At 51.7% G+C, this 23,290-nt stretch carries 17 protein-coding genes and 1 pseudogene; 5 read left to right on the top strand and 13 right to left on the bottom strand.

Features of this window, described 5'->3' with window-relative positions; translation table 11 throughout:
- Positions 1 to 227: 227 nt before the first annotated feature.
- Positions 228 to 902, bottom strand: a complete 675-nt coding sequence (locus OCY70_RS29465; protein ID WP_213429580.1) for a TorD/DmsD family molecular chaperone — start codon at positions 900 to 902, stop codon at positions 228 to 230.
- Positions 903 to 1,126: 224 nt separating this feature from the next.
- Here OCY70_RS29465 and OCY70_RS29460 point away from each other — a divergent pair, with 224 nt between their 5' ends.
- Together OCY70_RS29460 and OCY70_RS29455 are read left to right on the top strand one after the other, a co-directional pair.
- Entirely contained in the window at positions 1,127 to 1,570 is a 444-nt protein-coding gene (locus tag OCY70_RS29460; RefSeq protein ID WP_249725402.1) for a hypothetical protein, read from the top strand.
- A complete protein-coding gene (locus OCY70_RS29455) occupies positions 1,567 to 2,658 on the top strand; it encodes a M24 family metallopeptidase (protein WP_213429581.1) in 1,092 nt (363 codons plus the stop codon). Before OCY70_RS29460 ends, OCY70_RS29455 begins: the two co-directional genes overlap by 4 nt.
- Positions 2,659 to 2,684: 26 nt before the next feature.
- Here the strand turns inward: OCY70_RS29455 and OCY70_RS29450 are convergent, their stop codons facing one another.
- From OCY70_RS29450 to OCY70_RS29420, 7 genes are all read right to left on the bottom strand, one after another.
- Positions 2,685 to 2,888, bottom strand: coding sequence for a hypothetical protein (locus OCY70_RS29450; protein ID WP_213429582.1), 204 nt, complete (start codon positions 2,886 to 2,888; stop codon positions 2,685 to 2,687).
- A 50-nt stretch (positions 2,889 to 2,938) separates the two neighbouring features.
- Positions 2,939 to 5,656, bottom strand: coding sequence for an alpha-mannosidase (locus tag OCY70_RS29445; RefSeq protein WP_213429583.1), 2,718 nt, complete (start codon positions 5,654 to 5,656; stop codon positions 2,939 to 2,941).
- A 25-nt stretch (positions 5,657 to 5,681) separates the two neighbouring features.
- Positions 5,682 to 6,965 carry a glycoside hydrolase family 125 protein gene (locus tag OCY70_RS29440; protein ID WP_213429584.1) on the bottom strand — a complete coding sequence of 428 codons (1,284 nt, stop codon included), beginning with the start codon at positions 6,963 to 6,965 and terminating at the stop codon, positions 5,682 to 5,684.
- Positions 6,966 to 7,241: 276 nt separating this feature from the next.
- A complete protein-coding gene (locus OCY70_RS29435; protein WP_261945020.1) occupies positions 7,242 to 8,723 on the bottom strand; it encodes an ABC transporter substrate-binding protein in 1,482 nt (493 codons plus the stop codon).
- Positions 8,724 to 8,827: 104 nt separating this feature from the next.
- Entirely contained in the window at positions 8,828 to 9,742 is a 915-nt protein-coding gene (locus tag OCY70_RS29430; RefSeq protein ID WP_213429586.1) for a carbohydrate ABC transporter permease, read from the bottom strand.
- Positions 9,743 to 9,755: 13 nt separating this feature from the next.
- Positions 9,756 to 10,694 carry an ABC transporter permease gene (locus tag OCY70_RS29425; RefSeq protein ID WP_006679055.1) on the bottom strand — a complete coding sequence of 313 codons (939 nt, stop codon included), beginning with the start codon at positions 10,692 to 10,694 and terminating at the stop codon, positions 9,756 to 9,758.
- Between the two features lie 161 nt (positions 10,695 to 10,855).
- A complete protein-coding gene (locus tag OCY70_RS29420; RefSeq protein ID WP_213429587.1) occupies positions 10,856 to 12,427 on the bottom strand; it encodes a response regulator transcription factor in 1,572 nt (523 codons plus the stop codon).
- A gap of 478 nt (positions 12,428 to 12,905) precedes the next feature.
- Here OCY70_RS29420 and OCY70_RS29415 point away from each other — a divergent pair.
- Positions 12,906 to 14,291: pseudogene (locus tag OCY70_RS29415) on the top strand (YjiH family protein).
- An 84-nt stretch (positions 14,292 to 14,375) separates the two neighbouring features.
- On the opposite strand, the gene OCY70_RS29410 reads toward OCY70_RS29415, so the two are convergent.
- Positions 14,376 to 16,280: a sensor histidine kinase gene (locus OCY70_RS29410; RefSeq protein WP_213429588.1), complete on the bottom strand. Its 1,905-nt coding sequence runs from the start codon at positions 16,278 to 16,280 to the stop codon at positions 14,376 to 14,378.
- Between the two features lie 179 nt (positions 16,281 to 16,459).
- On the opposite strand from OCY70_RS29410, the gene OCY70_RS29405 reads away from it, so the two are divergent.
- Positions 16,460 to 16,915 (top strand): helix-turn-helix domain-containing protein, encoded by a 456-nt coding sequence (locus OCY70_RS29405; protein WP_213429589.1) that lies wholly within the window; start codon positions 16,460 to 16,462, stop codon positions 16,913 to 16,915.
- A gap of 411 nt (positions 16,916 to 17,326) precedes the next feature.
- Here OCY70_RS29405 and OCY70_RS29400 read toward each other — a convergent pair whose 3' ends face one another.
- The 3 genes from OCY70_RS29400 to OCY70_RS29390 form a co-directional block, all read right to left on the bottom strand.
- On the bottom strand, positions 17,327 to 17,875 hold the full coding sequence (locus OCY70_RS29400) for a type III toxin-antitoxin system ToxN/AbiQ family toxin (protein ID WP_213429590.1): 549 nt from the start codon (positions 17,873 to 17,875) through the stop codon (positions 17,327 to 17,329).
- 299 nt (positions 17,876 to 18,174) lie between these two features.
- Complete coding sequence (locus OCY70_RS29395; RefSeq protein WP_213429591.1) at positions 18,175 to 19,011, bottom strand: carbohydrate ABC transporter permease; 837 nt, start codon at positions 19,009 to 19,011, stop codon at positions 18,175 to 18,177.
- A complete protein-coding gene (locus OCY70_RS29390; protein WP_213429592.1) occupies positions 19,011 to 19,886 on the bottom strand; it encodes a carbohydrate ABC transporter permease in 876 nt (291 codons plus the stop codon). The genes OCY70_RS29395 and OCY70_RS29390 overlap by 1 nt, the downstream gene beginning before the upstream one ends.
- A gap of 407 nt (positions 19,887 to 20,293) precedes the next feature.
- On the opposite strand from OCY70_RS29390, the gene OCY70_RS29385 reads away from it, so the two are divergent.
- Positions 20,294 to 21,538, top strand: a complete 1,245-nt coding sequence (locus OCY70_RS29385; protein WP_261944499.1) for an IS110 family transposase — start codon at positions 20,294 to 20,296, stop codon at positions 21,536 to 21,538.
- Between the two features lie 305 nt (positions 21,539 to 21,843).
- Here the strand turns inward: OCY70_RS29385 and OCY70_RS29380 are convergent, their stop codons facing one another.
- Positions 21,844 to 23,118, bottom strand: coding sequence for an ABC transporter substrate-binding protein (locus OCY70_RS29380; protein WP_213431013.1), 1,275 nt, complete (start codon positions 23,116 to 23,118; stop codon positions 21,844 to 21,846).
- Positions 23,119 to 23,290 lie beyond the last annotated feature (172 nt).

Raw genomic sequence — 23,290 nt, 5'->3', positions numbered from 1 at the left:
CACGCCATAACGGCGCTTCACTTTCCGTGTATTTTTGAAACGCAAGGTACGGCATAGCCGCCATTTCTTCTTTTTCCTATTATATTCGACAAGCGCTTCCTTGAATACGGGGATGGCAGCCCCGAAAATCATATAAAAAAAGACCCTTCCGCAGAAAGGTCTTGTATCCAATCGATTCCTTGACCAATGTTCTGTTATCTGTGGCGGTACACCCTGCGCGCCGCCGCTTACGCCGCCTGCCCGGCCCGCTCCGCCTCGCCGGCCATGAATTCCACCAGCAGCCGCCCGATCGCGCGGTAGAGCGGATGATCCGCATGCCGCGCCAAGTCTTCGCCGAAGCGCGGAGCCCAGCGCGTCAAATGGTCGAGCACGAAGCGCCGCTGTCCGTCCATGTAACGGTGGTAACGCTCTACGGTCATGACATTGCCGAGCATTTTGCCAATCAGGACGGCCATGAATTCCAGCTCGATAGCGATATGATCATCCGGCTCGCCGTTCATCTTCTTGAAGTAGAGGCTGAATTCGGCGTAATGCTGCCGCACAATCTGAGCGTAGCTCTTCGGCAGCTTCTGTTCGTTGGCCCGGTACATCGTCTCGCAAGGCGTGACAGGAAGCTGTCCCGAGCTTCCGAATAAGCGGTAATATTCATCGCGCAAGGAAGAGAATACGGCGTACAATTCGCTTACCGACAAATTATCCAACAACGCGTACAGGTCGCGGGCAGCCTCGGAATGGCGGCATAACCGCTTCATCCCTTCATGATTGCGCCATGACATCAAGACATCGAGCGTTGGCATGTGACCCAGGAAGTCGGCCAGCAATTGATATGCCGCCATCCGCGTCTCCAGCCGTTCAACGGTCTCTTCATTCCACTGTGCCGGTCGATCTGCCGCTAACAACATTGTCCGTCCCCTCCATATGATGATGAATTCCCTTGCTCAACCATATTGTCCCATATCCGGATTTGGAAAGCTGTGACAAAACACAAACATTCCCGCGCTTGAAAGCGCTGTATGTGAATCTTATGTGAACAGCGGGAAACCCCATGATTTGCGTCACCGATTGGACAAACTTCCGTTCGATCACACGGCTATCTATTTTACCAGATTCAGGTCATAACGACTACATGCAAAAACTGGAATACGCCCGTTCGGATGAAGGGCGGTTGCGCACCGTGTACAATTACAGCCTCTTCCTCAAGGTGTATGCCACGTTGAACCGGGTCGATGTCGCTCTCCGTCTGCACAAAGACAGCGTCTGGCTTCCGGAAAACGTCTATGTCGCCCTGCCATTCACGAATGGCCATCCGTCCGCAGACACCCTGTATGCCGACAAGGCGGGCGAGCTGGTTCGCCCGTGGACAGAAGGAATCCATGCAGCCCCCAGGAACAGCACGCTCGGCAATGGCAGTCCGGATGCGCTCGGGCTGCCCTTGCCGCCCTCTTTTTCCCGCCATATGCGTCCCCCGGACACGGACGGGACAAATGTGCTCGCGCAGGAAGCCCTACTTATGATATGTTCAAGGGAGAATGTCGAATTGCTGCACTACGGAAAGGATGAAAAGCAATGAACGAGTTGTGGATTAGATTACGTACGGCCATGGAGCAGGAAGGCCATGACGCCGTCCTCATTACCGACCCGAAGCATGTCTACTACTTGACCGGCTTCGCCTGCGATCCGCATGAGCGCTTCCTCGGCCTCGTCCTCCCCCGGGATGCCGAGCCGACGCTCATCGTGCCTGCCCTGGATGCGGACAAGGCGGCGTCCGCCTCCTCCGTCAAGAACATCGTAACTCATGAAGACACGGACAATCCTTACGATGTGTTGAAGCCCTGCCTGCCCGCCGGGCTGAACCAGTTGGCCTTCGAGAAGAATCATATCTCCGTCGCCCGGTTCGAGGCGCTGGCCGCAGCGCTGGACGCCAAGCGCTATGCCGATGCTGGGCCGATTCTGCAGGAGCTGCGCGTCCTCAAGTCCCCGGAAGAAGTGGAGCGGCTGCTGGAGGCGATCCGGGTGATCGAAGCGGTGCTGCTGGAAGGCGCAAGCCGCGTGCGTCCGGGCATGACCGAGCTGGACGTCGTGGCGGAGCTGGAATATTTGATGAAGAAAAAGGGCGCGGAACGGCCTTCGTTCGATACGATGGTGCTGACCGGCGAGAGGGCCGCGCTGCCGCATGGCGTTCCGGGCAATCGCGTCATTCGCGAAGGCGAGCTGCTTCTGTTCGATCTGGGCGTCTACGTGAACGGATACGCTTCTGACATTACCCGCACCTTCGCCGTCGGCGAAGTGAACGAAGAGAGCCGCCGCATCTACGATACCGTGTTGGCGGCGAATGAAGCGGCCATTGCCGCCGTCAAGCCCGGCGTCACCTTCGGGTCGCTCGATCGCACGGCGCGGCAAGTCATTGAAGACCGTGGCTACGGCCCTTACTTCACTCACCGGCTCGGGCATGGGCTCGGCCTGGACGTGCACGAGTATCCATCCGTGCATGGCCGGAATGAGGATGTGCTGAAGCCGGGCATGGTCTTCACGATCGAGCCGGGCGTCTATGTGCCGAACGTGGCGGGCGTGCGCATCGAGGATGACGTTATCGTCACCGAGGATGGCGTGCGCGTGCTCACGTCCTATCCGAAGGAATTGACCGTCATCGGAGGATAGCGGCTTCTCTCGCCAATGCTGCAAAATTACAGTTTTTCCAAAGGTGATGGATGAAGAAAAAGGAATTCCTGCAAATGTGCAGCAATTTCCGCCGTTTTGCTTGAGTAGGAGACAATTTCGGTGAAAAGATGTAGATTTGCAGGATTTTCACTCATGATTGCCTCGTTAGGGGTAAAAAGCTGCAGCTGTGCAGGATTCAGTTCGGCCTCCTTCTCCTTCACCGCCGCCATATGACGTAAGCAAGCCCTCCCAAAGCCATGCTTCGGGAGGGCTTGCTCATTTATTTCTTCATGCCGAGCGTGAAGATTTCCGCTGCGCCGAGCTCAACGCCGACGCTGCGCTTGTCGCCGGAAGCGAGGTCTTCGCCCTTCACTTCCATGATGCTGCTGCGGTAGAAGCCGCCGCCTGCCTGCGGAAGCGTGACGTTCAACGTGTTCGCTTCCTGCGCGAAATTGACCCAGCGGCCAACCATGTCGCCGGTCTGCTCCGCCATCTTGATCGAGGAGAACGCGATGCCTTCGCCTTCCCATGCCAGGAACGCATGGTTGGCTGGCAGCTTGCCGTCATGCACCTCGGCCTGGCGGACAATCCACGGCACCTGGAACGCGTGCGCTTCCTTGTACGCGCCGGAGGTCACGACATCGCCCGCATGCGGAATAATCGCATATTCGGCGGTGTACGTGCCGAGGCATTGCGCTTCCGGCGTCGGGAAGACGCCCCAGTCGCCGAGCTCGCCGGAGGAGCGGAGCAAGGTGACCGCCATCGTGTTGCGGCCGTCGCGCAGCACTTCATATTCGAACAGCCCTTTGTTGGCGATGGTCAAGCCGAGCTGGCCGTCGCTTACGCTGACGAACGTATGCTGATGCTGATCGTTGCTCGGATTCTCCCATTCCGGAGCCGACTGTGTATTGCGGCGGGCCACCTCGAAGATGGATTCCGCCTGATGCGTCTCGGCCTGAAGAGCGGTCGGGAACAGCGCGCGCAGACGGTGATCCTTCGCTTCGTTATGAATGGTCACCTGCACTTCGACGCGCTTCGCGCCGCGATCAAGCGTGTAACGGGTCACGAGCCGGAACGGCACCATGTCTGTGGAGCGCTGCGCCGTACGTCTTGGGAAATCTACCAGCTCATTCATCTCTTCCTGCAGCTTCTCGTCGGCGGAAGCCGGAATCTCCCAATGGTGAACCGCTTCGATGACGGCTCGGTATGGCGCGTCTTCGACGACGCGGATATCGGCCGCCAGACCTGCCGTCGTGAGCGGCACCTCGCCGTCCGGCTTGCGGAACATGTACTCGTTGCCGATGTCTCCGCTGTCTTCGTACACATTCAGCCCGCTGAACGTATGGCCCGTCGCCTTGTCAGTCAGCGTCAAGGAACCGTCCGCTTCGACGACCGCCTTCAGATGCTCGTTCTCCAACGTATTGTGCCCGTTCAACAAGCTGGACGCTTGCGGCGCTGCTCCGCCTGCCACCCAGGCGAAGGTCTGGTACGCGAAGGCCGGCATGCCGCTTGCCTGCAGGCGAACCTTCACGCAGCGCGCCACGTAAGGCTGGCGGAACTTATCCTTCGGCAGATCGTAGCCGAACCGGACGCCGGCGTCTTCCCATTCGCAGACGACCGCATTGCCGTTCGCATCGATGACGGTGCCCGGCGCGATCGGCTCCTGCTTCAGCTCGCGCGCCAGCTTCGTCGGATGCCCTTCGCGGAAGTAGCGGCGCTTCAGCTCCAGCGTCACTTCGATGACGCCGCTGCGCTCATAGCCCGCCGTGTTGAAGACGACGAACGGCACGGCTTCCTTGGCGCCGTATGCCGAAGTATCGATCTGCTTCACGAGGCTGTCTACCGTCTCGTTAATGATCATCTCGGTCATATGCTTCGACTTCTCGAAGCGCGTGACCATCTCGCGGTGCACTTCATCGACGCTGCATCCGCAGATGCTGTCATGCGGATGGTTCTGCATCAATGTCTTCCACGCATAGACGAACAGATGATGCGGATATGGCTTGCCTGCCTGGTCAGCGAATGCCGCCAGCGGCTCAGCCACCTTCTCCAGGAGCGTCTGGTTCTCGGCGTTCATCTGCTTGAGATAGACGCGGGAAGACGCGGTATTGACCAGCGTATACCAGCCGTCGGTGCGCTGGCTGCGCAGCTCGCCTTTTACCGTCTGCAGATTCTCGGGCAATTCCTGTCTCAGCACATCCACATAGTAGTTGAAGTTGGAGTGAACGAAGTCCACATCCGGGAACAGCTTTTTCGCCACCTCGATCGCTTTGGACAGATCGGTCTGAATCGGCTGATGGTCGCAGCCGTTCATGAACAACAGATGCGGCGTGGAAGCGAATTTCTCCGCATTGGCGATATTCTTCTCCCAATAGGCGATCGCTTGCTTCTCGTCAACCGGCACTTCCATGCCGTTGCAGTACCAGTTCGCGAACAGAATGCCGATGACGCGCGAGCCGTCCGGCGATTCCCAGATCATTTCCGAGAATGGAGACTCGTATGCGGCATCTTCGGATACCTGGTTGTTGAAGCCGGTCGGCTTCACGCCGCGTCCGAACACCGCCACATCGATATTGGCCTGCTTGAGCATCTGCGGCGCCTGGCCCATATTGCCGAACGAATCGGGGAAATACCCGATTTTGGAGATGGTGCCGCCGTAGTGGCCGGCATCGCGATGTCCGATTTGCAGATTGCGCACGTTCGCCTCGCTGCTCGTCAGGAACTCATCCTGCAGAATGTACCAAGGACCGATATGAATGCGTCCTTCGCGGATATATTTCTCCAGCTTGTCCTTCATCTCCGGACGGACCTGGAGGTAATCTTCCAGCATGATCGTCTGTCCGTCGAGATGGAAGCTCTTGAAGCCCGGGTCGTTATCGAGCGTATCCAGCAGCGTGTCCATCAATTCGATCAGCAGCGCATGGTGATACTCGTAAGGCATATACCACTCGCGATCCCAGTGCGTATGAGAGATGATGTGGGCCGTTTTTTTCGTCATGTTCTGTCCCTCTCTTCTTGTCGGATTAGGCTTTCAACCAATATTCGCGGTAGATAAGCTCAGAGAACAAGCTGTTCGACCAGGCGAACCATTCACGAGTGAACTGGGCCGGATCGTCGACATGAAATCCTTCATGCATATAACCGGTATCGCCATCCGTCGCCGTCAGCAGCCGAATCAGGCCGTCGATCTCTTCCTGCGATCCGGCGGTCAGCCCCTGCATCGACAAGGCGATATGCCAGATGTATTGGTCAGGGGTATGCGGACTGCCGATGCCCTGAGCGGCCTTGCCGGAATAGTAGTAAGGATTGTCCTCGCTCAGGATGAAGCGGCGCGTATTCTGATAGATCGGATCGTCCTCCGTCGTATAGCCGAGATAAGGAATGGCCAGCAAGCTCGGCACGTTCGCGTCATCCATCAGATTGTAGTTGCCAAAGCCATCGGTTTCATAGGCATAGATTTTTCCGTATTTCGGGTGATGAAAGATGCCATAATTGCGAATGCCGTCTTCAATCTCTTCACACAGTGCCCGGGCCTTGGCGGCGAATGGCGCATCCTCGTAGACTGCCGTCGCGATCTCCTCCAAATAACGAAGCACGACAACCGCGAACATATTCGAAGGAATCAGGTAACCGAAGGTGCACGCATCGTCGCTTGGGCGGAAGCCCGACCATGTCATGCCCGTGTAGTTGACCGGCATGCCTCGACCGTTGTTCTTGAGCGTGTCCGTCTTCCGGCAGTCCATGCGCGAGAAGCGGTAAGGCGATTGCTCGAAATGGCGCTGCTCCGTCGTCCACAGGTTCATAATGATATGCGCTACTGTCTTGTACTCGCCATCGAAGAGCGACGTATCGCCCGTCTCCTTCCAGTACAAATAGCTCAATTGGATAGGGTAGCACAGCGAATCGATCTCGTATTTCCGTTCCCAGACCCAGCCGTTCAATTCCGTCTGATCCCGGTGATGAATCTGATCGAGCGGAATTTCTTCTTCATTGAATGCATTGGCGTACGGGTCGATTTGAATATATTTCAACTGCTTGCGCACCAGCCCGGCGATGATGCGGCGAATATCGGCATCCTCTTTGGCCAGCGGCATATACTGGCGCACCTGGGCGCTGGAGTCGCGCAACCACATGGCGGGAATGTCTCCAGTGAAGACATACGACGTGCCGTCTTCATGCAATTTGGTGGTCGTCTGCAGCGTATTCGGGAAACAGTTCAAGAACAGCTGCTGCAATTTCGGGTTGTCCGCTAAACGGGTCTTGGCTTCTTCCATCACGCGAAGCACGGCTTGGGGTAGGCGTTCCATGTCAGCTCTCTCCTTCTCCATCCATCGATCAAAGTCGTTGTTGTAAGCCGTTTTAGTCCGGCCATTACCTTATTTATTACATTAGATATGTCCATCATATTGTATATAAGGATTGTGCAAAATTCAACCAATAAACGTACCTATTCCACAGTAGTTCTGCAGCGAATAGCAGACAGTCAGGTGAAGCCTACGCTCCACCTGACTGCACAGTTGCGGCGATTCATTGCGGGCCGGCAGCAGGCTGCCTTCATCCAGCGAATGGAACGATGCCGTTATTTATTTTCTGGATGCTTTCCACTCATCCAATTGTTTTTGCATCTCGGCTTGAACTTTATCCAATCCAGCCGCTTTGAACTTCTCGATTGCTTTCGGCACGTACACTTTCGGATCAACCGAGCCGGTGAACAGGGACGCATAGAACTCCTCTTTGACGTTCGTCAGCGCGGTCATTTCCGTTTTTACGCTGTCTGCATTGAAGTGGAAGCCAAGCAGCGGCGCATTTTTCGCATTGTCGTTGAATTGGGCGAACTGCTCCCATTTATCTTTCGGGTCGGCAGGAAGCTTATCCAAGATGAAGAAGTTGCCCAGTGTAAAGGTTGCCATGTCATACGATTCCGTTTTTGCTGGCAAATACTCAACCGTTTCGTCATCAATGCGTTTGTAATGAACGTCTTCGATACCGTTGTTCACCAGGTTGCGCAGGTAACGATCAGAGTTCAGCAGGTTCAGGAATTGCATCGCTTTCTCCGGATGCGGGCTGTTCGCGGAGATCGCGTGCATGGAGCCCATTACGGACCAGTTATAGACGTAAGGCTCGGTATAAGGAACCGATTCAACCGGATAGCCCAAAGATTGAGACCACAGGTTATCGGCGAACGGCTGCGTATCCGGCATGTCTACAAGCCATTTTCCGGTTTTCATTTCATCCCCGCCGGAAGCGGTTGCGGCATCCTTCTTCAGGTAGCCTTTTTTGTAGAAGTCATGCATCGTCTCGAAGCCTTTCATCATGTCTGGCTGTTCGAGAATGTTGACGATTTTGAGTTCGTTCGTATCTGTCAGCGCGACGCCCAACGGCAGGTTCTCGTTCACCAGGTCGTAAGGAACGGCGAACTTGAACTGCTTATCTGCGGACAGCGGGTACAGTCCTGGCTCGCCCTCTTTGACCTTCGCAAGCAGCGGCTCCAGATCTTCCAGCGTCTTCACGCTGTTGATGTCCAGATTGTACTTGTCAACAAGCCCTTTGTTGAAGCGGAATACTTTCTGTGCAGGCAATTCCTTGTTAACTGGAATCGCATACGTTTTGCCGTCGATTTTGGCGCCTTCCAGGAACGAAGGGTGAACCAGCTTTTTAATGTCTTGGCCATACTGATCCATCAAGTCATCAAGCGGGTAGAATGCGCCTTTCTTCGCATTGGCAACGTATTCAAAAGCCCACGAAGAAGTAAATGCGATATCAAACGGTTCACCAGAAGCGGCGATAACGCCCATCTTTTGATTGTAATCGCCCCAGTCGAACAGCTTCATTTTTACGGTAACACCGATTTTTTCTTTGGTGTACTCGCTCACCTTTTCCATGACCTTGTCCAAATCTTTTTGCGGTGCTCCGATGGAATACCAGATCAGCTCAACCGGCTTCTCGCTCGTGCCTGCTTCTGTTCCGCCCTCTTCTTCCTTCTTGCTGCCGCAGCCAGCCAGTGCCAGCGAAGCGACCAGGACAAGACAGAAGGTCATGAGCAACAATTTTTTTGCCTTATCCATGTTTTTCCTCCCCTTTTTGTGACCAAGTTGTGGTGTATATTATTTCCGGAGCGGCGGCCTGCTTATGTAGGCCGCCGCCCGGGAATAATCGAAGGTTGAACTGCTTATTCTTTAACAGCTCCAATGGTCAAGCCTTGAACGAAGTAGCGCTGGAAGAACGGATATGCACATGCGATTGGCAGCGTGGCCAGGACGACGAGCGCCATCCGTGTCGATTCTTGCGGCAATGTCCGCATCAATTCAAGCGTCTGGCCCGATGCATTGAGCTGCGCATTGTTGAGCAAGAATTGCATACTGTTCTCGATCCGCATCAGCATCGATTGCAGCGGAACGAGCGCAGGGTTGTCGATATACAGCAACGCATTGAACCAGTCATTCCAGAAACCAAGCGTGGCGAACAATCCAATCGTGGCAATCCCCGGCAAGGAGATGGGCAGCACAATCGTAATAAATGCCCGCAATTCCCCGGCTCCGTCAATCTTGGCCGATTCGATGATCGCATCCGGCACCGTTGTATTATAGAACGTTCTCATAATAAGGACGTAGAAGGCATTCATGATAAGCGGCAATATAAGCGCCCAGATTGTGTCCTTCAAATGAAGCACCTGCGTTAGAACCATATAGGTCGGGACTAATCCGCCATTAAACAGCATCGTAAAGAAGGCGATAAACGAGAAGAACCCCCGATATTGGAAGTTCTTACGCGAAATCGCGTAAGCGTATAGACAAATCACGGCCAAACTGATAAGCGTCCCCACGACCGTAATCAGGATGGTTACTCCATAGGAGCGAAGAAGCTGATCTCCGGCCTTGAAAATATATTCATAAGCGGAAAAGCTCCATTTCTCCGGGAATATGGAATACCCGTTCCGTGCAAGCGCCTCCTCATTCGTCAATGAAATAACAATGACGAACAAGAACGGGTAGACGCACAGGAAAGCAAACAAACCGGCAATCAGATTGAAAATCAAGTTGGTGCCTCTAGATAAATTGTGGAAATCTCGTGTTTTTTTTCTCAATGTCGTCCCCCCCTTAGAACAGCGCGTTGTCCTTGTCCACTTTACGCACAATCCAGTTCGATGTCATCACGAGAATGAACCCGACCAGCGACTGATACAAGCCTGCGGCCGTACTCATCGAGATTTCCCCTGTTGCCTTCAGCCCACGGTACACATACGTATCGATGACGTTCGTTACGCTGTATAACGGACCGGAGTCGCGTGGAATCTGATAGAACAACCCGAAGTCTGCGTAAAAGATTCTGCCGATGGCCAGCAATGTCAGAATGGTCATCAAAGGCGTAATCGCAGGTATCGTAATATGGCGAATCTGCTGCCACTTGTTGGCGCCGTCAATCATCGCAGCCTCATAATAGGTCTTGTCAATCCCGACAATGGCAGCCAAATAGACGACGCTGGAATACCCGATTCCTTTCCATAGATTGAGGAATACGAGAATATAAGGCCAATACGTGGTGTCGGAATACCAGGAGACCGGATCCTTTCCTAACCAAGTGAGGAATTGGTTCAGCACCCCTTTGTCGACGCTCAGGAAGCTGAATGTGAAATAACCGACGATGACCCACGACAAGAAGTGAGGAAGGAACATCCCGGTCTGATATATCTTCGCCAGCCGCTTGTTCACAATCTCGCTCAAAATGATAGCCATCGCCACGGCCCCGACCAGACCAAGCACGATAAACACCATGTTGTACAAAATCGTGTTGCGCGTAATGACATATGCGTCATTGGTACCGAAAAGATATTCGAAATTTTTAAAGCCTACCCATTCACTTTGCTGCAAGCTGGCAAGGAAGCCGTCTCTGCTAAAACGATAATCCTTGAAAGCGATAACAGTCCCGAACATCGGCAGGTAGGAGAAGAACAAAAACCACAAGGCTCCCGGAAGAACCATGATGAGAAAAATCCAGTTGCGGTTTAAGCTCCGAAAAACGTTCTTGATGGATTGCATCAGATTCATCCCCCGTTGCTATGTTGTACCTCTAGCGTACTCCAATTGATGCGCTTCCAATAGTCAACAAACTTTAGATTTGGTGTACAAAATAAAGGAAGGGCTTTCATAGATGCCGCATTTTCATGTGACACCGTGGAACCCCTTCCCAGTAATGTATTTCATACGATTTCATTTCGGTTTGCATGGAATTCTCTGTATTCTTTGGGGGATACGCCGACGTACTTGCGGAACTGTTTATAGAAATAACTTTTATCCCAATAACCGACATTGGAGGCAATATCGCTCATCCGCTGATTCGTATTGACGAGCATTTCCTTCGCCATCTTGATGCGCGTCTTGTTCAAATAATCGGAGAAGGTCGACTGAACCTCCTTCTGGAACAATTGCCCTAAATAGACCGGGTTGATATTATACACCTGGCTCAAGGTCTTCAACGACAGTTCCTCCGCATACCGGGCATGAATATCATGCAGCACCTGCTTGATGACCGGACTCATATGCTCCGGCTCCGCCAGTTGGCCCATAATGCGGTAGCCGACCTCGAGCACATGATCCTTCAGCACCTCCAGGGTCTGAATATGGTACACATCATCGAACCAGTCCCGCTCCTCCTCCATCAAGTAGTGAGCGGTATCCTTCAACGCCTGCTTCCAGGCGATGAGCAATTCGACGGTGAAGTTGCGAATATCCCGCGGCGTAACCCCTGATGTTGATGAGAGCCGTTCGAAATCGGCCTCCAGCTGCGTCCGAAGCTGTTCCTTGTCCCGGTCGTACAGCAGCTTCACGTAAGGCTCCGTCTCGGGCTGCACGTCTGCCGGACGGGACGAGCGGTAGTCGGCGATCTCGTCGACGTCGACCCATTCGTCATCCGCACGGACAAGATGGTAAGGCTGGACCCGCTTCGCATGCAAGTAGCTTGCCGAAGCATGGGCGTATCCTTCCTGGACGCTCCCCAGCGTAATCTGCAGGGAGGTGCCCAGCGTATCCTCTACCTCCCGCTTCCATTGACGCAGCCGCTCCATGAGCTCTTCCTTCTCCTCGCTCCGGTACAAGCCGAAAATGATCGCGGTCTCTCCGTCCCATTCCGGGACGCAAAATCCGCCGTTCGCCTGCTGCAACAGACGTCTGGCGTGACTGACGACCTCTTCCTGCTTATCATAATCCGCCTCCTGATCCATTCGCGGCTCGTGCCGGACCAGGACAACCATATAATAGGGATGAATAAAACGGATATCCAGCAACTCCGCCCGCTGCTGCAATTCTTCCAGATGGATCAAATCGCGCAGCCAGCGGTACAGCACATTGTCCCGCAAAATATCCCGATTGTGCTGCTCCGCCATCTGATGAACCCGGGACTGGTCGATCTTCTGCACGGTCGTCTCCAGCGTGGAGCGGAACTCTTCAATATTGATCGGCTTCAGCAAGTAATTCTCCACGCCCAGCTTAATGCCTTCCTTCACATACATGAACTCGTTATATCCGCTCAATATAATGAACCGGGTCTGAGGATGAGCCTCCTTCACTTTCTCAATTAACTGAAGGCCGGTCATGCGCGGCATCATAATATCGGTAATAATCAAATCAACCGGCTGCCGCTCCAGCTTCTCCCACGCATCCTTCCCATTTTCCGCCGTTCCCGCCACGCTTAATCCGTAATCATTCCATTCCAGAATTGTCTGCAAGCCTTCTATAATAAATGGTTCGTCATCTACTAAAAATACGCTGTACATCGTATCCCCCCTTAACCACTTCCCTGCGTCAATTCAAAGGCACACGAATGATGACCGTCGTGCCGGTCCCGAGAACGCTTTCCAGCGTAATCCCGTAGTTTGTCTCCCTAGCATATCCACAGACGGTCATGCACATTTTTCAATCCCCAGAAACCATGCTCCTGAGTGCCGGACTGCTCCGAAAGCTGCCCCAGAATGTAACCGGTTAACGCATCTCTTATCATACCATAACTCGGCGGGCCCGTTTGATAGGTCCATGAATCGCAAATATAACCTTTGCCTGTAACTGATAAACTCCAAATATAACCTTTTAATGAATCATTTGGAGGATATAATGAAATACAGGAGGTTTGGACGGGCTGCAACACACTCAATCCCACTATTTGTTACCAAATCTGCTCTTGGATTTCGACTCTATTTGTAATAAAGTAAACAATGTTGCATAATTATACCGTAATCCAAGGAGAATTATTCATATATGGTAGCCAAGAACGACAAGACGCAACGAAAACTTGCGCATACACAGCAATTGAATCTAAGAGGAGTGCTGCATTTCGCCCTTCCCTCTTTACTGGGGTTGCTTCTCTTCGTCATTCCCGTTCCGAGGAACGGAGAAGTGACCGTGCCCATTGCATTCCTGACCAACGCCATCACGCAAGGGCTTGAGCCTTGGCTCCCGTCGGCGGTCACAATCCTCATCGTGCTCGCCTGGCTGGGAACCGCTTATACCCGCTGGTTGAAGCCGGTCAAGCTGCTGCATATGCCGCTATGGAATGCACTGTTCAACATTTCCCCCTTCTGGTTCGCCGCACGGACATTAGGGGTACTATTCGCGATACTTACCTTTTTCCGGGTCGGGCCGGAATGGATATGGTCGGAGAGTACGTGAGGCATGCTGCTCTCCGGTCTTATCCCTGGGTTGTTCGTTGTATTCTTGCTCGCGGGTCTTCTGCTGCCGCTGTTGGTCGACTTTGGCCTGCTTGAGTTTTTTGGCACACTCATGACCCGAATTATGCGCCCGATTTTTACTTTGCCGGGACGAGCCTCTATCAATTGCATGGCATCCTGGCTTGGAGACGGCACTATTGGGGTCATGATGACAAGCAAGCAGTATGAATCCGGATATTACACGAAACGCGAAGCCGCCGTCATCGGCACGACATTTACGGCTGTATCCATTACGTTCAGCTTCATCGTGCTGAGCAATGTCGGGCTAGGGCATATGTTTCTTCCTTTTTATGCGACAGTAACCTTTGCCGGGATGGCAGCAGCCGTCATCATGCCGCGCATTCCGCCGCTCTCGCGCAAGCCGGACACCTATTCACCCGATGCCACTCCTGCGGAAGAAGAGGTCATCCCGGCCGCATGGAGCCCTTGGCGTTGGGGGCTGCGCCAGGCCGTCGGCAAGGCGCGCCAGCACGGGGGAGCCGGAGCCTTCCTTCGGGACGGCTGCAAAAACATTATCGACCTGTGGATCGGCGTTATCCCTGTGGTTATGGCCATCGGCACACTGGCTGTGGCAATCGCCAAATTCACGCCAATCTTCAAATGGCTCGGCTGGCCATTCATTCCGCTGCTGCAGCTGCTCGGTATTCCTGAAGCGGAAGCGGCTTCCCAGACCATTCTTGTCGGATTCGCGGACATGTTCCTGCCTACGGTACTGGCCTCCGACATTACGAGCGACATGACCCGCTTCGTCATTGCGGCATTGTCCGTCACCCAACTCATCTATATGTCCGAGGTCGGCGGATTGCTGCTAGGCTCTAAGCTGCCCGTAAGCTTTAAGGATCTGGTTTTCATTTTCCTGCTCCGTACCTTGCTTACATTGCCGATTATCGCGTTCATCGCGCATCTTCTATTTTAAATTCGATATGGCCCTAGTCTTGCGAGATTCCCTCCAAGCTTCTCGAGGATTAGGGTCTTTTTCTGGGTACCGGGTAACCCTGCGTCAATTCAAAGGCACGCGAATGGTGACCGTCGTGCCGGCCCCGAGAACGCTTTCCAGCGTAATCCCGTAGTTGTCTCCATACAATATTCGCAGGCGGTCATGGACATTTTTCAGCCCCAATGAACCATGCTCCTGAATGCTCGACTGTCTCAGTTCCTTTTGAATCTGCTGCAGCCGCTCGAGCTCGATCCCTTTCCCGTTGTCGGCAACCCGAATCACCAAATCCCCTTCACTGGACTCGACTTCGATGGCGATATGGTTGTCTGTCCGGTCCAACCCTAGCCCGTGAACGAGGTAGTTCTCGATAATTGGCTGCACCGAGAGCTTCATGATATTATACCCGCCCAGACGCTCATCCATAGAGATGGAGTACTGCAGCTTGTCCCGGTAACGGATTCGGGTCAGTTCCAGGTAACGGCGGCAATTTTCGATCTCTTCATTTAATGTAATCGTGGTCTTGTCCTTCACCATGTGCCGGAACATGGATGCCAGGTTATAGATCATATCGCCGACATCGTTCGCGCCCTGCGAGATCGCCCGCATCCGGATAACCTCCAGTGTGTTGTACAGAAAATGAGGTTTGATTTGAGACTGAAGCGCTATCAGCTCCGCATTTTTCTGCTTCAGCTCCGATTTATAGACTTTATTGATATACTGCTGCAAATCTTCGCACATTTGGTTGAAGCTGAGCGCGATAAGCCCCAGCTCGTCTTCCCGGTCGACCGGAAGCTTCGTATTAAGATAGCCCTCTCTAACCTTCTTCATCCCTTGGATGACCGTCTGCGTGCGGCGCGACAGATGGAGAACGGAGAAGTAGGTGGCCGCCAGTACCGTTATGATGCAGAGCAAAGTAATAATGCCTATCGTATTTCGAATTCCCGACAGCCGACCGGTAATCGCTTTCTCAGGAATCGTGTTGACGACAACCAGGCCCAATTTATTCGTCTCCGACACCATGACATATGACTTCTGTCCGTTGAGATCCACTTGCTCCGATTTGTTACGCGGTATAGACATCAAGTCACTGTAAAATTGGGAAGTGACGGGAAGCGGCGAAGTTTCCGTATGGTAGACCGTTTGGCCGTTGGAATCAAGCACGAGCCATTGTTCTCCCGGCATTTGCTCGCCGATCTGCCGCGATATGCCGTCGGCATTGAAGTCGATGGTAATATCTCCGGCCGTCGCCAGCGTCTCCGGGTTGCTGATCCGGTTGGTTACGCTCAGCAGAGAGAGCGGCTTGTCCGTCTGATCCGGTTCAAACGGCGGCATATTCATGATTTCTTCGATTGGCTTCGTTGCGATGTCGTGTCCTGTCTCCGCCGCCGGATTGGAGTTCCCCGACTCCGGCGAGTAGCGCTTGGTCGGAATGGCATAACGATTATTCTGCCATAGCTGCTGCGCCTGGCTGTTCTCGCTCCAGTCGTAGTAGCCGCGATAGAAGCCGCCTTTATAGTAGATGTAGGCAAACTGCTTCTTCAGACTAATCAGATTGATATTTTGCAGATCCTGATCCTTGACGAACTGCGTAGAGAAGAAGTCGTGCATATTCCGAATATAGAAGCCGTTGCTTGAACTGAAGCTGTCCAGCCGATAGCGGATGAAATTTTCCAGCCCTTCATTGAGCAAATAGACCGTTTCCTTCACAAGAATGGTATCCTGGTACACCTGCTGAATGATAGCCTGGGCCGTATCATACTTCTGATCGAGAAAGCGGTTGATCGCATCCACATTCCGCTGCTGATCGAACAACGCATTGTTGACGTTGTTATAGACAAAGAAATGATACGCCGACACGGACAGCGTAACCAGAGAAGCGACGGCAAGAATCGAGTAAACGACAATCAGCTTGATGAACAGTTTTTTCTTGAAATGCTTCATATATATCTGTTTGATTGCCTTCAGCATCCTGATGCCTCTCCTTTACTCGACTGCGTGATCCGCAGCCCATCCACCATGTAATCGGTTTACGCATCTTCTATCATACCATAATCAATATATCCTTTTGATGGGGTCCATTAATTAGCATATTAGAGGTTGCGTGATAGTGGAGGACTGGCTACATTAGGCGGGTAAAGCGAGAGGATATGGCGCTGAGGTTCCAACAAATTTCACTAAAATATGACATATATTGCATTAAAATCAAACCAAATGATTATCGTTTGGCACCAAAGATACTCCGACAATATTTACAAGAGGAACTTGTCAAAAAGGGATGGAAGCAAAAGGAGTTGGCGGAAGCTGCGGGAATCGATTGTGCCACGATTAGCAACGTTTTCAACCACAAGCAATCCCTTATGCTTCCCCAGCTTCACGCAATCAATCAAGCATTTGGACTGCCGCACGATAGCTTTTATGAACTGTTTATCGGGGAATGCTGCGGGGATAACGGACGGCTGAAGCCGGAGAAGACGAGCGATTTCATCCTTCATTGTATACCCGTAGAAAAATATGAAATTGTTAAACAGGTTGTTCAGCTTCTTCATGAAGAATCAAGCCGCTCCAAAATGATCGACACCACTTTCAAAATAAAGGTGCATTGAAGGCCACTGCGGCGTATGGCAGATATGGAGAGCATTATGCACGGTTATCTAAACTTAACGAGCTCTATATCTCCATTGAAATGAAGCATAACGCTGATTCTTTGAAATTAGCGCTCTATCTTAAAAATATGCATCGCATAGGGATGGCCGTCATTACATTTCGAGAATATGAAAAGGAGGCTTCGGCAGAACATAAAGAACGTTTCATGAATATACTATTGAGTATGAATCACAATCTCCATGGCTCTTTTCTTGTTCAGTATTACAGGAGTGTCGTCTCTGAGTGATATTGGAGTGGTTGGTAAGGTGAGAACTGTTCCAGTTGCTTGTTGCTTAGAATCTATTCAGTTAAACATACTTTATTCAAGCGTAAAATAATTTGAGCCGCGACACGATTTCGACGGCTCATTTTTATTTTTCGTTACTATCATTTTCACTACTGGCAGGCGCCGCTTCTTCGGCAGCGACAGGTGATATGGCGCCGAATTGCATGGCCATTTGTTCTAATAAGAGAAAGTCGCAGCAGCGGGCATTCAACTTTGGTTGTTTCTGGCTCTTCACAATTTGATACAATCGTTTTGCTTTTTTCTTGATTGCTTCTTCATTTTTCCGAACATACAGCATTTGTTTCGTCAATAATTGCCGGTACCGATTGTCGGGTTCACTCGCGATCTGAATGGGAATGATGACAGGCGGTAGAACAGGAATCATATTATTCAAATTAATAATCCCCAATCTTCCACGATCTATCTTAATGACATCAGGCGCCGTGTCTGGTATCAACTCGTGTTTTGGTTTAGGAGAAGACAATGGAGCATAATAAGAAAAATCATTTACTTCAAGCAGGATACCAACAAACTTCCGATTTTGGGTTGGATCCTTACTAACAAATCTATCGAATTCACGAAGATAATCTAAATAGACTGATTGAACTCCACAAATTTTTATAGTTGTCCTCATTTCAATTCTCCTAAAAAAATAAGGGTAGCAAATAAATGCTACCCATTCTACCTTTTTTCGTCCCTCACTTATACGGCAGAGGATCTCCGGCTTCTTTCGTCCCTCACTTATACGGCAGAGGATCTCCGGCTTCTTTCGTCCCTCACTTATACGGCAGAGGATCTCCGGCTTTTTCAGGAACAATCATGCTCCTTAAACCTCAGTTTAAGGGATTCATTGGAAGCTGTCAAGGTGCTGAATTGCAACTGTGTTTTGGAATGGTATCCGAGGCAAGGGAACTATGATCCAAGCCTGTCCTTTTATTTCACCGCACCCGCGGCAATGCCCTTAATAATATACTTCTGCGCGAAGATATAGAAGAGAACAATCGGGATGATCGTGAGCGTCAGCCCGGCCATCGCCTGGTTCCATACGATCGTGAACTCGCCGAAGAAGTAGAAGGTCGACAGCGGAATCGTTCTCAGTCCTTTGTCCGCCAAGGTCAGGGATGGGAGCAAGTAGTCGTTCCACAGGGCAATCACGTTCAGAATGGCTACCGTGATCGTAATATTTTTGAGCATCGGGAAGACGATTCTCCAGAACACCCCGAACTTGCTGCAGCCATCGATGGTTGCCGCCTCCTCCAGATCGATCGGGATCGACTTGATGAATCCGTGATAGAGAAAGACCGCCATGCCCGAGGCGAAGCCTACGTTCATGTAGATTAAGCCCTCATGGGTATTCAGCATCGGAATATGAAGATGGGTGCGAATCCAGTCCATCACCTGCATCAGCGGCATCATCAGCGTCTGGAACGGAATGAGCATGGTGGCTACCAAGGTCATGAAAATGATTTTGCTCAGCTTATTGTCGGTGCGAACCAGCATCCAGGCCGTCATCGACGCCAACACAATGACAAGGATGACGGAGACAACCGTGACATACAGCGAATTGCCGAAAGCGGTGAAGAAATTCATCTTCTCCATGGCTTCTTTATAGTATTGGAAGCTGAATGAAGTCGGAAAAGCGAGCGCGCTCTCATACAGCTCCGCACGGTTCTTGAATGAATTAACCAGCATCAAATAGATCGGCGACAAAAAGAGGAGAGCCAGCAGAAGAAGCAATAGTTCAAGCAGCCATTTGCTCGTTTTCTTCATTAGTACTGCACCTCTCTTTTCTTCGTCAGGAACACCTGAGTCAGGGTAAAGACCGCCACGACAAGGAAAAACAGCACGGCCTTCGCTTGTCCGAGACCGTAATTGCCGTAAGCGAAGATCTCATTGAAAATATTCATCGCGAACATCTCGGTCGCATTGTTCGGACCTCCGCGCGTTAAGCTCAAGTTCACGTCATAAATCTTGAATGCGCCGGACAACGTCAGGAAGAGGCAGATCGTGAACGCGGGCATAAGGAGCGGAAGCGTGATTTTGGTGAGGCGATGCCACCAATTCGCTCCATCCACCTTCGAGGCTTCAATCAGTTCATCCGGCACGCCTTGAAGGCCGGCCACATAAATAATCATCGTATAACCGGCAAACTGCCACGTGAACACGACCACCAAAGCGAACAAGGCGAATTGAGAGTCGAGAAGCCAGTTAAAAAATACGTTGGTAAGCCCCGTGCTCTCGCCGATATAGCCCATCGCATCCGTAAATATGAATTGCCAGATATAACCCAGAATCAGTCCGCCGATCAGATTCGGCATAAAGAACATCGTACGGGCGAGGTTGCGCACTCGCAGCTTCGCGGTGACAAAGAGAGAGAAAGCGAGACCGAACACATTGACGAGCAGCACGGCCAGAATCGTGAACTTCAATGTATGCCATGCCGATGCCAGGAATCGTTCATCCTGGAACAGTTGAATATAGTTGTCGAGCCCGACGAACACTTTGGGGTTGGCCGGAATGCCGTCCCATTGGACGAACGAATAAGCAATACCGAACAGAAACGGTATGATGACGACGGTGGTAAAGATAAAAAGCAGGGGAAGCGTAAATAAGGCAAACCAGAGCCGGTCCTTCCGCTTCTTCATGGTAATCCCTTCTCGTATAGTATTTCCTGAAGGCAGTTTTGAGTCTTTTTCCAGTCCTTTATAGAAACATAGAATGCCTTCAAAATTTCCAGCTTGCACATTGAAAATTAATATGGGGACTGGACTTTCCGGAATGTCTCTGGACAATGGAACTTAGGGTTCCATTCGGGGAAATTCGTCTCCCTCCTGTAGTCCAATCTACTTTTTAAGTCTGTTTCTCCGGTACTCGCTTGCACTTCTTACCCGCTGGCTGTTCCCTTCGGCAACTCATGCCCGACTGTAGCAGCGTCGGGGCAGCTCGTGAACCGAAGCGTGTTCTCATATGCGAGGGTGATTGATCGGCGAGTGCGCCGGAGACAGTCCGGAGAGTCCGTTCCCTGAATCCCTTATAGAAAGGAGGAATTCTCTTGAAGCTTTTTGTCGGTATTGACGTCAGTTCCGAAGAACTGGAAGCCTGTTTGATGAAATCGGATGGCGACACCCTGGAGACCTTCAAGACCACCAACAATCTGCACGGCGCTTCTTACTTGCGGGATCGCATCATTTCTGCTGCGGTCAAGACAGCCTGCTCTGAGGTTCATATCGGGCTTGAAGCCACATCCGTCTACAGTTGGCATCCAGCCATGTACTTGCATGAGGATGAGGCCCTTCAACAATTGAATGCCAAGGTGTTCACCATTAATCCGAAGCTGATTAACAAATTCAAAGACGCTTATGCCGACCTGGACAAAACCGATCGCATCGATGCCTGGATCATTGCAGACCGCCTGCGTTTTGGCAGACTCACGACGACTATCGTGATGCAGGAACAGTACATCGCCTTGCAGCGGCTCACTCGCATGCGATTCCATCTCGTACACAACCTTACCCGCGAGAAGCAATACTTTTTGCAAAATCTGTTCTACAAGTGCAATGCTTTTCGCGCGGAGGTGGACAGTTCCGTGTTCGGCCATGCCATCATGGAAATGCTCTCGGAAAAGTATAGTCTGGATGAGATGGCGAATATGGATGTCGCCCGTTTGGCTGACTATCTCAAGGACAAGGGGAGAAATCGTTTCCCCGATCCCGAACACGTCGCCCGCTGTATTCAAAAGGCGGCTCGGGCCTCGTACCGTCTCTCGAAGGTTGTCGAGGATTCCATTGATTTGGTGCTGGGCACCTCAATTCAGTCGATCCGGAGCATCCAGAGTCAGCTTAAAGAGCTCGACAAGGCGATTGAGCGCATTTTAGACGGCATTTCCAGCAGCCAGTGCCTCCGTTCCATTCCGGGCATTGATCGGGTCTATGCCGCAGGCATCCTGGCCGAGATCGGCGACATCGACCGCTTCACGGATCAAGCCGCCTTGGCCAAGTATGCGGGTCTGACGTGGCGCAAGCACCAATCCGGCTCCTTCGAGGCGGAAGATACAAAGCGCATTCGTTCCGGCAACCGATTCCTTCGCTACTACCTTGTTGAAGCTGCCAACTCGGTAAAAAACCGCGACCCGGAATTCGGGGAGTACTACCGGAAGAAATTCAATGAAGTCCCTAAGCATCAACACAAACGTGCCCTCGTCTTAACGGCAAGAAAACTTGTGCGTCTGGTCGATGTGCTGCTACGCAACGACCAACTCTATACGCCCAGAAGGAAGGTGAAGCCGACAGAGCAATAATGCCTTGGCTCATGAATTTTCTTCTCTAATTCCCAGTTAAATTATGGTATTTTACTTAATTTTCGACTGGGTCTAGTTTGGTGATGCCTTTTTTGGGATTGATCCTGCTGCACGCCAAGGAAATTTTCCAATTCTCATCAATCAGGGACTTGACATCATACCGCTGGACTTTCCGGTAAAGTTCAAGCCAGCCGCCCTATCACGCTGGAACCTGATGACGAGAGCCAGAATGACAAAAAGCCTAACACGGTCATGTATGTAAACCCATGGGTTAGGCTTTTTGTCTTCAAGCAACTATCTTATAATTATTTGGTCGCTTTGGCCCAGATTTCATCCAGCTTCTTGAGGAATTGCTCTCCCGTCATCGACTTATCCAGGAAGAACGCTTGAGCTGCCGGCGCCAGATCGTTGGTAATGATGCCAGCCGGGAAGTAGGTGTGCGCCGTCATTAACGTCTCCCCGCTCTGCGTGGCTTCATATACCGCTTGAGATAATGGGTCCATATTGCCTGCGTCGATATTGGTCATAGCCGGAATGAACTGGAAATCCTCCACAATCGTCTTCTTGCCGGTCTCGCTGTTGAAGAGCCAATCCAAGAAAGCGTTTGCGGCTTTGATTTCATCGGCATCCGCTGTCCCGTTAATGGCCCAGTAGCTTGCCACGCCTACCGTCAGCTTCTGGTTGCCGTTGATTGGAAGCGGCATCATTCCGATGTTGGAGCCGAAGTCGCCGAAGTCCTTCAGCATCGAGTAGCTCCAATTGCCTTGATGCACCATCGCCGTCTTGCCGGTTGCAAAGTCACCCATTTGCGTATCGTACTTGATCTCCATCGGATTTTTCGCATAGGCCTTGATGGCTTCCATGAGCTTGGCGAACTCCTGGAATTCCTTCGTGTCGGCCATCTTCACTTCGCCCTTGTTCAGCTTATTAATGTAGTCGACCGGATCGGGCTGCAAGGCGAACGGCGTATTGATGATATGGCCGATGAGGAAATACGCTTCTTGAGAAAGCGCCAGACCGTTGATGTTTTCATTCTTGAACTTTTCCAGCGTCTTGGTGAAGGAATCCAGGTCCGTCACCTCGGAAGGGTTGACGAGATCCTTGTTGTATACCAGGCCGTAGCCTTCAACGCCATACGGAATGCCCGTCACTTTGCCGTCCATTTCCAACGCCATGTTCGGCGCTACATTCTTCGCGTACCCTTCATTGCTCATATCGTAGAAATACGACTTGAACTTCTCGGCTTCCGTGCCCGGCCCGATGCTGAAGATGGACGGCCCTTGGTTGCTCGTCAACTTCGCCTGCAGCTGCGTAATATAGTTATCGCCGGCAGCGCCCCATACTTCCGCCTCATTGCCGGTTTCCTCTGTATATTTCTGAGCCAGTTTCTCTAATTGCTCTGCGATCTCAACCTTGGATTGGAAAATCGTAATCTTACTCATCTTCTCCTGCCCCGAAGAATCCGTGGAAGGATTGGCATTTTTGCTGTCCGATCCGCCGCCGCAACCTACCAGCGCCGTAATCACGGCCAGCACGGTCAGCAAGCTAAGCGTGCGCGTAATGTATTTTCTCTTACTCATTTTTTACGCCTCCCCGATTAAGATGAATACTTCGTAGTTAAGCGCTTACAAACACATCTTAACGGATATTTTGTGTGAATGCAATAAAAAATAAGTGAAATAATCCGATGTTTTTATTCTTTATTAGATAAACTTTAACTCTTAACTAAGTAAAATGATTATATATTTTTAC

Origin of the sequence: Paenibacillus melissococcoides (assembly GCA_944800085.1) — a bacterium.
Taxonomy (GTDB): Bacteria; Bacillota; Bacilli; order Paenibacillales; family Paenibacillaceae; genus Paenibacillus_B; species Paenibacillus_B melissococcoides.
The sequence above is the reverse complement of the archived record's forward strand: the minus strand, read 5'-3'. Positions and strand labels throughout refer to the sequence as shown.

Excerpts from the sequence above, each read along its gene's own strand:
- OCY70_RS29465 (WP_213429580.1), bottom strand. The coding sequence starts at position 902 with ATGTTGTTAGCGGCAGATCGACCGGCACAGTGGAATGAAGAGACCGTT.
- OCY70_RS29460 (WP_249725402.1), top strand. The coding sequence starts at position 1,127 with ATGCAAAAACTGGAATACGCCCGTTCGGATGAAGGGCGGTTGCGCACC.
- OCY70_RS29455 (WP_213429581.1), top strand. The coding sequence starts at position 1,567 with ATGAACGAGTTGTGGATTAGATTACGTACGGCCATGGAGCAGGAAGGC.
- OCY70_RS29450 (WP_213429582.1), bottom strand. The coding sequence starts at position 2,888 with ATGGCGGCGGTGAAGGAGAAGGAGGCCGAACTGAATCCTGCACAGCTG.
- OCY70_RS29445 (WP_213429583.1), bottom strand. The coding sequence starts at position 5,656 with ATGACGAAAAAAACGGCCCACATCATCTCTCATACGCACTGGGATCGC.
- OCY70_RS29440 (WP_213429584.1), bottom strand. The coding sequence starts at position 6,965 with ATGGAACGCCTACCCCAAGCCGTGCTTCGCGTGATGGAAGAAGCCAAG.
- OCY70_RS29435 (WP_261945020.1), bottom strand. The coding sequence starts at position 8,723 with ATGGATAAGGCAAAAAAATTGTTGCTCATGACCTTCTGTCTTGTCCTG.
- OCY70_RS29425 (WP_006679055.1), bottom strand. The coding sequence starts at position 10,694 with ATGCAATCCATCAAGAACGTTTTTCGGAGCTTAAACCGCAACTGGATT.
- OCY70_RS29420 (WP_213429587.1), bottom strand. The coding sequence starts at position 12,427 with ATGTACAGCGTATTTTTAGTAGATGACGAACCATTTATTATAGAAGGC.
- OCY70_RS29410 (WP_213429588.1), bottom strand. The coding sequence starts at position 16,280 with ATGCTGAAGGCAATCAAACAGATATATATGAAGCATTTCAAGAAAAAA.
- OCY70_RS29405 (WP_213429589.1), top strand. The coding sequence starts at position 16,460 with ATGGCGCTGAGGTTCCAACAAATTTCACTAAAATATGACATATATTGC.
- OCY70_RS29400 (WP_213429590.1), bottom strand. The coding sequence starts at position 17,875 with ATGAGGACAACTATAAAAATTTGTGGAGTTCAATCAGTCTATTTAGAT.
- OCY70_RS29395 (WP_213429591.1), bottom strand. The coding sequence starts at position 19,011 with ATGAAGAAAACGAGCAAATGGCTGCTTGAACTATTGCTTCTTCTGCTG.
- OCY70_RS29390 (WP_213429592.1), bottom strand. The coding sequence starts at position 19,886 with ATGAAGAAGCGGAAGGACCGGCTCTGGTTTGCCTTATTTACGCTTCCC.
- OCY70_RS29380 (WP_213431013.1), bottom strand. The coding sequence starts at position 23,118 with ATGAGTAAGAGAAAATACATTACGCGCACGCTTAGCTTGCTGACCGTG.